This window comes from Aeromonas sp. S8(2024), from assembly GCF_041403085.1.
In the GTDB taxonomy this organism is placed as follows: domain Bacteria; phylum Pseudomonadota; class Gammaproteobacteria; order Enterobacterales; family Aeromonadaceae; genus Aeromonas; species Aeromonas dhakensis.
The window spans coordinates 530,148-545,277 of sequence record NZ_JBGLRF010000003.1 but is presented as its reverse complement, the minus strand read 5'-3'; the positions used below and the strand labels follow the sequence as shown (position 1 = coordinate 545,277).

The window sequence follows — 15,130 nt, the reverse complement described above, 5'->3', positions numbered from 1 at the left end:
ATGAGTTCATTGATATTTATTTTGACGTAATTACTCTATTTTTGAATCATTGTTTAATTGAACCGGTTAATATTTTCAAATATGGTAAATATAGCGAAAAATGAGATGTTAGCGCCATGTTGATTTATCTTTGGCGGGATTTTTGTTTTTTGTTTTACCTTATATTTATTGATAATGGAATTTATATGACAGAGCAGTTTGTACAGACAGTATCCAGCGTCAACTACAACAAGGGTATTTTTTCCCTCTATTTCGTCGGCCAGGATCCGCTCAAGATGGCGCAGGGCGTCATGGCGGAAAGTGACAATGAGCTGGCGCTGAAACAGACGGTCCACATGCCGGCTGCTGGCTTTATGTATATGGTTTCAATGATAAAAAACATGCTTGAAGATCCGCGCATGGCCGCTGAGTTCGACAAGCTGATTGCCGCAGGCCTGATCCCGGCCGCCCCTGCCGACGCGCAGGAAAGCGCTCCTGCCGCTACTGCACAGGCTGCACCGCGCAAGAAGAAATAAATTTCCGGTTTGGGGAGTCAATGCACTTGGTATTGCAACCAACGGAACCGAACTGGCAACAAAAACAACATATGTTGGGAGGAGTCATGCTGCTCAGTCAGCACTCCTCTCTCCATCGGCGTTATTCCGTCGCCGAGTGGCAGCAACGTATATTGCCAGCATTTGAGTTGAACCAGTTCTGCTATTATGAAGACTCACACGGACGCCCGGTTGCATTTTGTAACTGGGCGTTTGTCTCTTTATCCATTCGTAACACCTTGCTGGCCGCCGAGCGCGAGCTGATCCGTGAGGATTGGCAATCCGGCGACCATATTTTTATTCCGGAGATGATAGCGCCATACGGACATGCCCGCGCCGTGGTGAGCGATCTGCGTCGCCGGATATTCTTGCCATGGAAAGGGCAGCGGGTCTGCACCGTGCGTGGTCATGTTCATGCCGAGCATGGTCAATGTGTTCGCAGGGTGCAGTGGTTTTCCATTTAATCATAATGAGTTAATACATGGGAAAGAGTGTATGGAGAAGTATTGAGTACTTCTTTACCGGTAATTACACGGCAGATGACGGAAACAATGATATCGATGCCTATGGCTTCGGTGGCGTCATCCGTGCCTATGGTGGTGACGACACCATCCGGGTCGGATCCATCGGTGCGACCATCTATACCGGTACGGGCAACGACAGCGTCTATGGCGGTGCCGCCTATCTAAAGGTGGTTGACGACTCCGGCAACCTGACCGTCAAGGGGGCGGCGGGTTACGCCGACATCAGCAAGTCCCAGTCCGGCAACGTTCACTTTGCCGGTGCCAGCGGGGCGACCAACATCGATCACCAGGGGCGCGACGGCGACATCCGCTATCAGGGGGCGGCGCTGGCCAACTTCCTGACCCGCAAGGGGATCAGCGGCAACGTCAGCTTCGAGGGGGCCGGCGGCTACAACAAGCTCTGGCACCAGACCGACCGCGGCGATCTGAGCTACAGCGGCGCCGGGGCGGCCAACAAGCTGGACCGCACCTGGCACAGCCAGTATCAGGGCTCGCAGGGCAACATCCACTTCTCGGGGGCCGGTGCGGCCAACATCATCAGCTCCCTGGTGGAATCCGGCAACATCACCCTGAACGGGGCCGGTGCCTACAACAAGGTGTTCCGCAAGGGGCGCGAGGGGGATATCAGCTTCAACGGGGCCGGCGGCTGGAACGAGCTCTCCCGGCTGCGCAACGAGCAGGACGAGTACCTGCAGACCCGCGGCGACATCCACTTCAACGGGGCCGGCGGTTACAACCGGCTGCTGTCGGACGTGGCCGAGGGCAACATCCACTTCAAGGGGGCGGGGGGTTACAACCATCTCTCCCGCAAGGGCTCGGACAGCGATAGCTCCCCCTTCGCCGGCGCCCGTGCCGACGAGATCGCGCTGACTACCGCCACCATGGGCGGCAGCTGGATCAACCAGTCCCAGGCCGTCACGGCCATCAAGTCCAGCCTGCAACCCAATACCTACCTGTTTGCCTTCTTCGATGGCATGTACACCAAGATCAACCGGGTAGAGCTCTCCAACGATGGCGCGAGTGGTGCCCTGCGCTATCACGCCACCTCCTGGTACAAGGAGGGGAACCAGCTTGACGGGCTGGCCGGTCGTCAGATCGACGAGCACAACGGCTTCATCTCGACGCAAACCGACGGCGCCTATCGGCTGAGCGATCTGGTGTTCGAGCGGCGCCAGCGCATCAAGCTGGAGGCGGTAGAGGCGGATCTGACCGAAAACAGCTGGATCAACTACGGTGGCGGCGTGAACGTGGCGGCGGCCGACGTGACGCTCTCCAGCGCCAAGATGAGCGGCTACGCCGTTTATCAGGATGGCACCAAGGTCGACGTGAACGCGGTGAAATCCCGGGCGCAGGCCAATACCTATGTGTTTGCCAAACAGCTTGGTCCCTACACCAAGATAGTGGTGGTAGAGCTGGCCAATGATCGGGAGACCGGGGCGCTCAAGTACCTCGCCAAGGCCTGGTACAAGGAGGGCAACCACCTGGCGGGATTGGCCGATCAGGTCATCTCCGAGCGTACCGGCTTCACCGCCATGGGAACGGGGGGCTACTCCCTGAGCGAGGTGCGCTACCAGCTCGACACCGTCACGGCCGTGTCGGATCGACTGCCGGCCACCCGCGAGTTCTCCAGCCAGCTGCTGCTGCCCCGTCAGCAAAGTGGCGGCAAGAGCAAGGGTGACATCTTCTTTGACGGCGCCGGTGGCGGCAACGTCATCGAATCCGACGTGACCGAGGGCAATATCCACTTCAACGGTGCCGGTGCGGCCAACGTGCTGATCAAGCGCGGTCAGCGTGGCGACCTGGTGTTCCGTGGGGCGGGCCTTGCCAACGTGCTGGTCCACCAGGGGGCCCAGGGCCGGATGGATGTCTATGCCGCCGGTGCGGCCAACGTGCTGGTGCGCAGCGGGGATGGCGAGTACCTGGCCCGTCTGCTGGCCTATGGCAACATCTCGGTGCAGCAGGGCCGTGGCGACAGCCAGGTGGTCATGCTGGGCGGTTACAACACCCATACCCAGCTGGGCGATGGCCAGGGGCTGTGGCTGGCGGGGGGCGGTTTCAACCTGCTGACCCAGGTCGGCAACGGCCGGCTCGATACCCTGTCGGTGGGCGGTGCCAACGTGCTGACCAAGTTCGGCGCGGGCCAGCTGACGGCCGGACTGCTGGGCGGGGCCAACGTGTTGACTCACGTCACCCAGGGGGACGAGGCTGCCGATACCCGCGCCGTGCTGCTGGGGGGCGCCAACGTGCTGACCAAGAAGGGCAACGGCAAAGTACAGGCCATTCTGGGGGGCGGCGCCAACGTGCTGACCCAGATTGGTCAGGGGGATACCCAGGCGCTGCTGCTGGGGGCTGCCAACGTGCTGACCCGGGTCGGTGATGGCGATCTCTCCGCGGTGATGCTGGGGGGCGCCAACGTGCTGACCCATGTCGGCAACGGCGACACCCTGGGTGTGATGGGGGCCGCCGGCAACCTGTTTACCAAGGTGGGCGACGGCACGGCGATTGCCGCCATGATCGGCGCCGGCAACCTGTTTACCCAGATAGGCCAAGGCGATGCCTGGGCCCTGATGGGCGGGGTGGCCAACGTCTTCACCAAGGTGGGCGATGGCAATGCACTGGCGTTGATGGTGGCCAAGGCCAACGTCTTCACCCATATCGGTGACGGCCTGACCGTGGCACTGATGCTGGCCCAGGGCAACCTGGCGACCAAGGTGGGCAACGGCATGACGCTGGCCGCCATGGTGGGCAATGCCAACGTCTTCACCCACGTCGGTGCTGGCGAGACCTTCGCCGCCATGCTGGGGCAGGCCAACCTGTTCACCAAGGTAGGCGATGGCCTGACGGCCGCGCTGATGATCGGCAAGGCCAACGTCTACAGCCACATCGGCAACGGCACCAGCCTGGGGCTGTTTGCCGGCGAGCTGAACGTGATGACCAAGGTGGGCAACGGCACCACGCTGGCAGCCCTGTTCGGCAAGGCCAACATAGTGACCCATGTCGGCAGCGGTCTGACCGGCGTGCTGGCGCTGGGCAAGGCCAACATCATCACCAAGGTGGGGGATGACTTCCTCGGCGCCATCGCCAAGGCCGATGCCAACGTGCTGACCCATGTGGGCAATGGCACCACCGCCGGCGTGCTGTGGGGCAAGGGCAACCTGCTGACCAAGATAGGTGACGGCACCACGGTGGGCCTGCTCATCTCCGAAGTGGGCAACGTGATGACCCACGTCGGGGCCGGCAGCACCATAGGCCTGGCCAAGGGGCGCGCCAACCTCATCACCAAGGTGGGTGACGGGCTGGTGGTGCAGGGCGCCTGGGGCGACGTCAACCTGCTGACCCAGGTCGGCAACGGCGATCGCTACAGCTTCGCCAAGGGCCGCGCCAACGTGCTGACCAAGGTGGGGGATGGCCGTGAAGTGGCCGTACTGCAAGGGGAGGCCAACCTGGTCACCCAGGTCGGCAACGGCGATGGCTACACCGGCGCCTGGGGCAAGGCCAACGTCATCACCAAGGTGGGGGATGGTCGTCAGGTCGTGCTGGCCAAGGGCGATGCGAACATAGTGACCCAGGTCGGGGATGGCGAAGGCTATCAGGCGCTGCTTGGCAAGGCCAACATCGTCACCCGGGTGGGGGACGGCATCCAGGTCACCCTCGCCAAGGGGGAGGTCAATCAGACCACCACGGTCGGGGACGGTCTGAGCGTGACGGCCGCCTACGGCAAGTTCAACAACAACGTCAAGGTAGGTGACGGCACCACAGTCAACCTGGCCTGGGGTGACTACAACCTCAACACCAAGGTGGGGAACGGCCTCAACGTTGCTGTCATGAAGGGCAAGGGCAATGCCAATGTCCAGATCGGCGACGGGCTGGACATCACGGCCGCCTATGCCCGCCACAACGTGGCCATCAAGATCGGCAACGGCGACTTCTACAGCCTGGCTGTTGCCAGCAGCAATACCAGCAGCAACAAGCTCGGCACCCTGTTTGACAACATCAAGCAGACCCTGCTCGGCAGCGCGGGCAACCAGGCCATCAACTATCTGGTGCAGGGCGATGAACATGGCCCGATCAAGACCCCGCAAGCGGCCAGCCTGGGCGAGGAGCAGGGACTGAGCGGCTTTGGTCTGGACGAGATTGGCGAGGTGAAATCCTCCCTGGCCGGCAGTCTGACCGGCAAGGTGAGCCAGGCCGGCGAGCGCGACGAGCAAGCAATGGACAAGGCGCTGCAGCTCGATGAGCAGGGGCTGGCCCGAGGGGGCGAGAACCTCATCGTCAACGGCGATTTCGAACAGGGGGCGCACGGCTGGCAACATGCCGGCGCCGGCATCGAGGCCGATTTTTCCGCCGCCACTTACGGGCTGGCGACCGACGGGCACGGTGCCCGGGTCAGCGAACTGTCGACTGACCGCAATACCCAGATTTCCCAGGATCTTGCCGGCCTCAAGGCGGGCGAGACCGTCAACCTGACATTTGATTTTGCCCGTCGGGCCAATATTTCCCTGCAACACGGCATCGAGGTGCTGTGGAATGGCGAGCGGGTGTTTGCCAGCGAAGGGGACGCCAGCAGCTGGCAGAGCAAGGCGCTGACGCTGACGGCCAGAGAGGGGGCCAATACCTTGGCGTTCCGCGGCACCGGTGAGAACAACGGCCTTGGCTACCTGCTCGACAACGTGGTGGCCACCGCCGCCGGCAAGGCCGAGATAGGCCAGGTCAGCGCCCAGCTGGCACAAGACGACAACGCCGCCCGGGCGAGAGGCGATCAGACGAGTGCCGATGCCGACAAACAGCGGCTCGAGCAGGAGAAGGCGCAGCAGCTGGCCGCCATCGCCGGGAGCCAGTCCCAGCTGGAGGCTACCGACCAGCAGAAGCTGGCGGAGAATGGCCAGCAGCAGCGTGCCGCCATCGAGGCGGAAGCCCGCGACATGACGGCGCAGCTCGATACGCTGGCCCGCCAGTTTGACCAGGTCAGAACCCCTGACGCGGCGAGCGAGCCGTCCGGCCAGCACTGGCGCACCGGCTTTGCCGACCACCTGCTGAGCACGGTTCAGGAAGATCTGGACGATGCCGGCAGCACGGCCGGCACGGCGATCGAAGATGCCAGGCTCCGCCATGAGGCGCAGCATCAACAGGTCGATAGCGCACTGGCCAAGTCCAAGACGGGTCAGCAGCGCAGCGAACAGCTGCAAGGTGACGCCGAGGCGGCTGGCCAGCAGCGGGCCGCCCAGGCCGAACAGCGCCGCCTCGACGCGCTGGCTCGCCAGGGGGAGGCCGCATCGCGACAGCAGCAGGGCGAAGCGAGTGCCAGCCAGGCGCAGCTCGCCGGCGAGCAGGCGGCCAGCCAGGCCGGTTTGCAGGCCAACCAGGCCAAACAGAATGCGGCGAGCCTCAAGCAAAGCGGCGACAAGCCGAACCGCCAGGGTGCCCAGCCCGGCCAGCCCTCGGCCACCGCAAAGCCCCTGCCGCAGGCTGGCGAGCTGGATGTGCCTGCCGTCGGCACCGTGTCGGCTCCTGATGAGGTCCAACCCTCGGCCATCGACACTGCCACCGGGCTGAGCGAACAGGAGCAGTCCGCCCTCGACGGGGCGCTGGCGGCGGTCAACCGCCTGCAGATCAATGCCGGGATCCGTCAACCGGCGACACCGCCGGTGGCCCCGACTCCAACGCCGACCCCAACACCGAGCCTGGTGCAGGAGGAGGCGCACGCGACAGCCACGGCGACCAAGCCGGTGCAGCAGCATGAGGTACTGGCCACGGCGGCCGTGGATCTCACCGGCCTGCATGGCCCCCGCACGGGCAGCAAGGCCGTGCCTGAGTTCAGCAGTCACTTCAACGGCTCCTCCATCGGCATCGAGAACGAGCTGACTGGGCTGGTGGTGGCGTTGCCGAAGAACTCGGCACAGAAGTTTGGCTACGTGCACGACGCTGCAGGCAATCCGCTGTTCATGCTGACCAAGGACATGAACCAGGGGGGGTACACCAATCCCGCCGGCATAAGCGATGTCAAAGGGATCAACCAGTGGCAGACCCATACCATCGAGCTGGTGACCTATCCAAGCGAGATGCAGGATCAGCAGGCGGTGGAAGCGCGCAAGGAGGCCATGCTCTGGCTTGCCAGAGAGTTCACCCAGCACATCAGCCAGACCAATCACACCAGACTGTCCGATCTCGTGAGCGAGGATGGCCGCTTCACCCTGGTCATCTCCAATGCCAACCACGTGATCGCCGCCGGCAATGGCGCCGCCCGTGACGGTCAGGGGCAGACCATCGGCATGACGCCGAGCGGCCAGCAGGCGACCGTGGCGGTCAGTGCCAAGGCGTTTGGTACCGGCTCGTCCCAGGAGATCCGGCTGCTGGAGTCCGCCCCCTGGTATCACCCCGAGCTGAAGGAGCTGTTGCTGTCCAACACGGCCAACGTGCAGTGGGAGGATGCGACCACCGCACAGAATGTGTTTGCCTACCTCACCTCCATTTACGGCAAGACGGCCGATCTGGCCCGGGAATACGGCATTCACATCAATGACTGGGATCCGCTGGCCGAGGGGATCACGCCCAACGCGCAGGGGTTGACCGATCCCAAGGTCAAGAATGCCTGGGAAATTCTGCCGAGAACCAAGCCGGTGGCCATGTTGGCGCTGCTCAGTGCCCATGACCGCAAGCTGGTGTCCGAGCAGATCCTGGCGACCCTCAAGTCGGCCTATTCACCGGCGCTGGCACAGAACATCTATGACTACTTCAAGTTTGGTGGCGAGGTGGCCGGGCATGGCATCAACAATGCGACCACGGGGGATGGCAAGCACCCGGAACCGGCCATCCTATTCGAGTTCCGTCAGGTGCCGAACGAGCTGAGCCAGTTTGTGCCGAAGTCGGAATCGACCGCCAGGGTGGAGGTGAAGACCCTCGACCAGTTCGACCCGGTCAGTCGCCGCACCATAGTGGCGGCGGTCAACAACCTGGTCGAGCAGAGCGCGGACTTCGACAGCTGGTATCAGGCCTATCGGGAGAGCCAGGGGCTGCCGCCGGTCAAGAATGCCAAGAAGGTGGCCTCTGCCAACCACAAGGCCGAGTGGGTGATGGCCAACCATGCCGAGGCATGGAGTCAGCTCACCGCCGAGCATCAAGCGGAGGATGCAAACGGACTGCAGGCTCTGGGTGGCCACAAGCCGGGAGACCAGAGCCCGGGCGCGGCGGATGCCGATACGGCCCCGCTGGACAAACAGCCACTCAATCCGCTGACCCGCTTCCTCAACGACAACCTCTACGGCACCCGCGATGAGCGGCGCCAGGTGGGCGACATCACCCGCCAACTGCTCGACCATGCGGTGAGCAAGGGCGAGGCCGAGCAGGTGACCCTGCAAGGGGATGCCGGCCGTCTGTCCGGTTACCTGCACAAGGGGGCCGAGCGGCCAGGGACGTCGCAGGATGGCAAGCCCGAGGTGGTGCTGTTCCTGCACGGTTCGGGTTCCTCTGCCGAGGAGCAGGCCGATGCGGTTCGCAGCCACTACCAGAAGCAGGGCATCGACATGCTGGCGGTCAACCTGCGCGGCTATGGGGCCAGCGATGGCGGTCCCAGCGAGCAGGGGGTCTACCAGGATGCCCGCACCATGTTCCGCTATCTGGTGGAAGAGCGTGGGGTGGCCCCTGGCAAGATCCTGATCCATGGCTACTCCATGGGCGGCCCCATCGCCGCCGATCTGGCCCGTTATGCCGCAGAGCAGGGCAAGCCGGTGGGCGGGCTGCTGCTCGATCGCCCCATGCCCAGCATGAGCAAGGCGATCAAGGCCCATGAGCTGCCCAACCCGGGCGGTCTGGTGGGGGCGATCGCCAAGGCGATCAACGGTCGTTTCTCGGTGGAGAAAAACCTCGACGGCCTGCCCAAGAGCACGCCCATCATGCTGCTGACCGACAACGAAGGGCTTGGCAGCGAAGGGGAAAAACTGCGGGCCAAGCTGGCCGTGGCCGGTTATCAGGTCAGCGGTGAGCAGACCTTCTATGGCCATCTGGCCAGCAACCGCCTGATGGGCCAGTACGCCGAGCAGATCGTGGGTGACTTGTTCAACCGCACGCCGCCGACTGCAGACATTGAGGCGCCGCTCAAGGGCATCGAGGCCATCAGACGCGATCTCAAGCGCTACCAGGAGGCGCTCACCCCGCAGGTGGGCAGCAACGGGGCGACCAGAGACATCCGTACCACCAAGGCCTTCCTGGCCGGATATCAGCAAGGGCTGGCCGGCAAGGTGGTCGAGGGCTTCCAGTCAGAGATGAGCATGACCCAGCTGGTGGACCTGTTCGTCCAGCCGACCCTGACGCCACAGCAGCAGGGGGCGCTGGCTTGGGAGATCGAAAACCGGGCGCTCAAGAGCACCATCAAACCCAGGATTGAGCAGTCCAACCGTCTGTTCCGCGACGTGGCCTCGCAAGGTGGCGCGGATCCATATGCCAGAGAACATCTGGCTCCCCAGCTGTTGCTGCTCAATCTGGCGGATGACGGCTTCGGCGGGCGCTGCGATCCCCTCTCCAAGCTGGTGCTGGTCGCCAAGCAGCTGGAGAGCGAGGGGCAACCCGATCTGGCGCGGCGCATGATGGAGAAGCTCTACTCCGCAGCTGCGGTCATCAACAACCCGGATCGCTACTCGGCTACCGAGCTGGACAACGCCCGCAAGCTGGTGGGCAGCCTGGCGGAGATCCACACCAACACGCCGGCCGCCTACAACTACGACAGCCTGCGCAGTATCAAGTACGACATCGTCAAGGAGAAGTGGGAGGGCAAGAACGCCATCTCCCTCGACACCGTGCTCACCAAGCTGACCGTCAAGGGCAGCGATGCCCCCGTGTTGCTGGAGCTGGATGCGCCGGGCCACGCCATGGCGGCCTGGGCCAAGCAGGGAGAGTCTGGCCGGATCTACGGCTTCTACGATCCCAATGCCGGCATCGTCGAATTCTCCTCCGCCGAGAAGTTCAGTCGTTACATGACCCGCTTCTTCGGCAAAGAGGGGCTGGACATGGCCAACGGCTACCACCTCAAGCCGGGGCCGGATGGCAAGCCGCTGTTCTTCAGGGTCAGCGAGATGAACGGCGCCGAGCTCGCCCGCTTCAAGCCATCCAAGGATCTGGCCAACAAGGTCACCCTGCAGGAGATCCTGCAGTTGCCGGTATTTGACGAGAGTCCGATGGCGGAGCTGCCGGGCAAAACGGGGGTGACGGAGCGCACAGCCAGGCTGTTTGCCGACGTCTACAGCCCGGATGAGTTGAAAAAAGCTGCCCAGGTCTTTGCCAAGCCCATTGGCGAGTCTTATCAGCAGATCCTGGATCAGCTCGCCACGCTGCACGGTGCCAGCGGACAGGCCAAAGTAGAAGCCGCATTGCGGTTGAACAATCTGATCGACGACTACCTGGTCAAGCACGAAGGTTCCGGCAGAAACCCGGCGCTGAGCAAGCTGCAGAGTCAGCTTCACGGCAATCTCTATCGCGGCGAGCTGGCCTCGTTGCAGGCCGAGGTGACGGCGCTGGCCAAGACCCGCCCGGACCTGGCTGCCATTGTCATCGGCAAGGCCGCCGAAGAGGCGCAGGGCCAGCATCCGGGTCTCACCCAGATGGTGCTGCGCTGGGCGGCGCAAGACCCCTATCTGGCGGCCAAGGCTGGGTACCAGGGGGTCGTGCCGGCGGATCTGCCGTTTGATGCCCGCTTCCACATCGCGCTGGGCGAACAGCATGGTGATCTGAAGAAGTGGCTGACCGAGGCACAGGGGAAAGGGTTGCTAAACCGGGCCGTGCTGGACGACACCCGCAAGGTGCTGCATCTGGGTTACTCCTACCAGGAGCTGCAGGACATGACGGGGGAGCAGTCCGCCCAGATGGCGGTCTACTTCATCAAGGAGGCCGCCAAGCAGGCAGCCCCCGGATCTGAGCTCTCCGCCGAGCTGATCATGCTGGACAAGTTCGGTGACCGCCGTTACCTCGGCGAGCTGGAGTCCCGCCGCATCGCGCAGATCGAGAACATCTATCACAGCAGCAAGCAGACCGATGTGGCGGCCTGGGATGCCCGCTATGGTGGCGATGCCCTGCGGACGCTGAACAACCAGCTGGACGGGGAGAGCACGCTGGCCGGACAGCTATCGCGCCTGCTGGATAACCGCAACGGTCTGCTGATCGGCGAAACCCACGGTAGCGACGTCAACGGTCTGCGGTTCGTCAACGAGCAGATGGATGCGCTCAAGACCCAGGGGGTGACTGTCATCGCTCTGGAACACCTGCGCAGTGAGCTGGCTCAGCCGCTGATCGACCGTTATCTGGCGGGGGGAGAGATGTCTCCCGAGCTGACGAGCATGCTCAAGAACAAGCACCTGGAGCCCTCCCTGTTCGAGCGGGCCCGGGAGCGGGGAATGCGGATCGTGGCGCTGGACGATGGCAGCACCGCCAGACCCGCCATCGCCGGCACCGAACACGGCCTGATGTACCGGGCCGGGGCGGCCAACAACGTCGCCGTCGAGGTATTGGGCAAGTTGCCGGCCGGCGAGAAGTTCGTCGCCATCTACGGCAGTGCCCACCTGGGGTCCCACAAGGGGATCGAAGGCTTCGTACCCGGCATCACCCATCGCCTGGGGCTGCCGGCCCTGAAGGTGGATGCGGACAATCGCTTCCACCTGCAGGCGGACGATGTCAGTCAGCGGGTCGAGTACGCCGATGTCGGCAGGAAGTGGACGCCGGTAGCGGCGCTGGATGGCGAAGACCAGCCGGTTCGCAACCAGCGGGTCAACCAGTGGCAGCAACCTGAGGTGACGCCGGGCAACCAGGGGGGCGAGACCCGCTTCACCAGCCAGATCATCATCCAGACCGAAGATGATCCTGTGGCCGCAAAGGCCGCGGCCAGCCTGGCCGGCAAACACCCCGACCACAGCGTGGTGGTGCAGCTGGATGCAGATGGCAACTATCGGGTGGTTTATGGCGATCCGGCTCAGTTGGCCGGCAATATCCGCTGGCAGGTGGTCGGCCATGGCCGCGATGAGGATGGACAGAACAACAGCCGCCTCAGTGGCTACAGTGCCGACGAGCTGGCCGGGCGCCTGCGCCGCCTGGGCGATCGTCTGCAACAAGAGGCCGGCGTGGCCACCAAACCGAGTCACGTCAGCCTGGTGGGTTGCTCCCTGGTGAGCGACGACCTGCAGGCCGGCTTTGCCCGTCGCTTCATCCAGGCGCTGGATAACGAGGGGATCCGTACCCAGGTGTCGGCTCGCAGCAGCGAGGTGGCGGTGGACCAGGGGGGTCGCAAGCACACCCGTGGTGAGGCGGATGTCTGGGCCCGCAAGGTTGCCGCCAACAAGGTGGTGCTGACCCTCAACGAAGCCGGCGAACCCGTGGTGTACAACGAGCGGGTGCGCGGCGGCGTGGCTGAAGGGGACATCGACCTGGCGAAAGTGGGCCAGAGCGAGGGCGAAAGCCGTGCCCGGGGCGCCATCGCCGACAACGACGAGACCTTCGTCGCACCCGAGAAACAGCGCCAGCCGGAGACGGCATCGAGCCAGACCAGCAGTGCGGTCAGCTACTCCGGCAACGTTCAGGTCAACGTGGGGGATGGCGAGTTCACCGCCCTCAACTGGGGGACCACCAACCTGGGGGTCAAGGTAGGCACGGGCGGCATGAAGTCGCTGGCCTTCGGCGACAACAACGTCATGGTGCATATCGGGGATGGCGACAGCAAACACAGCATCGACATCGCCGGCTACCGGGCGCTGGAAGGGGCCCAGCTGTTCGTTGGGCAACGCAACGTCAGCTTCAACCTGGGGCGCAGCAACGATCTCATCGTGATGCTGGAGAAATCCATCCCCACTCCGCCGCTGGTCAATCCGTTTGACGGGGCCGCCCGCATTGCCGGTGCCCTGCAGCAGATCGCCGGTGACGGTGCCAAACCGGATTGGGTTGCCAGCCAGTGGGATCAGTGGACCCTGGCCGGCGCCAACAAGTTCGTGGCCGACATGGCCGGTCTGGATCAGACCAGCAGCGTCGAATACGGCTCGCTCACCACCCTGGACAGCGGCAACGAGCGCAGCAGTCGCGGGCTCAAGAGCGACCTGGAAGCGACCCTCAACAAGGAGTTCAACAAGCGCATTTCCGGCGGTGGCCAGAGTGCGCAGGGCCCTCTGGACCGGGCGGGCAAGTTGCGCCAGGCCAACGAGAAGCTGGTCTTCAACTTTGCCGTTGCCGGTCAGGGGGCCGATATCCAGGTCACCACGGGCAACTGGAACTTCGTGTTCGGTGACAACATCCAGGCGATCCTGGACACCAACCTGGGCTCCCTGTTCGGGTTGATGACCCAGGAGTTCACCGCCAGCGGGCAGGCCAAGACCACCTTTACTTTCACCCCGACCGATCTGCCGCGCCAGCTGCAGAACCGGTTGCTGGGTCGTCTGGCTGGGGTGGGGGCCGATACCACGCTGGCGGACATCTTCGGCGTGGATTACAACGCCCGTGGCCAGCTGGTGGCCCGTGATGGGGCGGCCATCGATGCGCCGGCCCTGTTGCAGGAGATGCTGGGGGTCATCGCCGAGTTTGGTGGCGATCAGCTCAAGAGCCTGACAGATCCGGCCAAATGGCTCGATCAGCTCAAGGCCGGGCTGGATCTGGGGGAAGATGCCCTCAGCAGCTTTGCCCGTACCCACGGCCTGCAGGACGAGGCGCCCGAAGAGGCCAAGTCCGGGACCGTGACGGTGCAGCAGGGGAACGAGGCCAAGCCGGCGGCGCTGCCAGCCGCCACCGAGGAGCGGGCCTTCGGCTTCAACGCCCTGAGCCTGCCCAACCTGTTTGCCACCCTGTTCAACCGGGACAAGCAGGCGGAGGTGGTGGCGCTGGCCAAGAACCTCAAGCAGAACCTGACGGCCGATCTGCTCAACATGAAGGAGCAGACCTTCGACTTCCTGCGCAACAGCGGCCATCTGCAGGGAGATGGCGACATGCATGTCTCCCTTGGCAACTACAACTTCAACTGGGGGGGGGACGGCAAGGATCTGGGGGCCTACCTCGGCGACAACAACAACTTCTGGGGTGGTCGCGGGGATGATGTCTTCTACGCCACCGGCACCTCCAACATCTTCACCGGCGGCGCCGGTCAGGACACCGGGATCATGATGGGACGGGAGAACATGATGTTCGGCGGGCAGGGTGACGACGTCGCCGTGCTGGCCGGCCGTGTCAACCGCGCCTTCATGGGCGAGGGCAACGATCAGGCCTTCATCTTCGGTGAAGAGGGCATAGTGGAAGGGGGCGCAGGCCAGGATTATCTGGTGACCTCCGGCAACTACAACCAGATCGATGCCGGCGCGGATCAGGACTTCACGGTGACCATAGGTCATCACAACCAGATCCGGCTCGGCGAGGGCGACGACTTTGCCATGGTGTTTGGCAATCACAACCGCTTGCTGGCCGAGCATGGCAACAACCAGGTCAAGCTGATGGGCTATCACGCCACCATCCGGGGCGGTGACGGCCGGGATCGCTTGATCGCCGACCAGGTCGCCAAGTTCAGCCAGCTCGATGGCGGTGCTGGCGATGATTTGCTGGTGCTGGGCGGTTACCAGAACCAGTTCAGCGGTGGTACCGGCGTCGACAGCTTCGTGTTCAGTGGCGCCGTGATAGAGAACCTGGTACAGGACATCGGCAAGGAGGACTTCATCGTCTTCAACGATGTCAGCTGGCGGGATCTCTGGTTCAAGCGCAGTGGCTACGATCTGCAACTGCTGGTCAACCGTCGTGCCGATGGCACCAGCGAGCAGGGCAAGTTCGAGCAGCTGGGCAGTGCCACCTTCAGCAACTACTTCGCCGACAACCGGGCCCAGCTGGTGATCGGGCTTGGCGAGCAGCAGGCTGACGGCGAGCGCAGCTACAGCGCGCTCTCCCATCAGGCGGTGGACAACCTGATCCAGGCCATGAGCAGCTTCGCCCCCGAAGCGGGCGACATGGGCCTGCTCAACCGGCTCGACAGCCAGGCCAACAGCCTGGTGCAGTCGGCCTGGGGTGATGTGATCCAGGGCAATGGGCGGGTTGCCTGAGCAACCTGACTTCCCTCCCGTAAGGTAAAAACCT

The 15,130-nt window shown here is 63.6% G+C and carries 3 protein-coding genes; all 3 read left to right on the top strand.

Annotated features, from left to right (window positions below; genetic code table 11):
- Positions 1–116: 116 nt before the first annotated feature.
- From ACB031_RS11340 to rtxA, 3 genes are read left to right on the top strand one after another with little or no spacing between them, the layout of a single operon-like run.
- On the top strand, positions 117–515 hold the full coding sequence (locus tag ACB031_RS11340; protein ID WP_080689684.1) for a peptide chain release factor 1: 399 nt from the start codon (positions 117–119) through the stop codon (positions 513–515).
- A 20-nt stretch (positions 516–535) separates the two neighbouring features.
- Entirely contained in the window at positions 536–997 is a 462-nt protein-coding gene (rtxC, locus tag ACB031_RS11335) for an RTX toxin-activating lysine-acyltransferase RtxC (RefSeq protein ID WP_010634639.1), read from the top strand.
- 17 nt (positions 998–1,014) lie between these two features.
- A complete protein-coding gene (gene rtxA, locus ACB031_RS11330; RefSeq protein WP_371139563.1) occupies positions 1,015–15,096 on the top strand; it encodes an MARTX multifunctional-autoprocessing repeats-in-toxin holotoxin RtxA in 14,082 nt (4,693 codons plus the stop codon).
- The last annotated feature ends 34 nt before the right edge of the window (positions 15,097–15,130 follow it).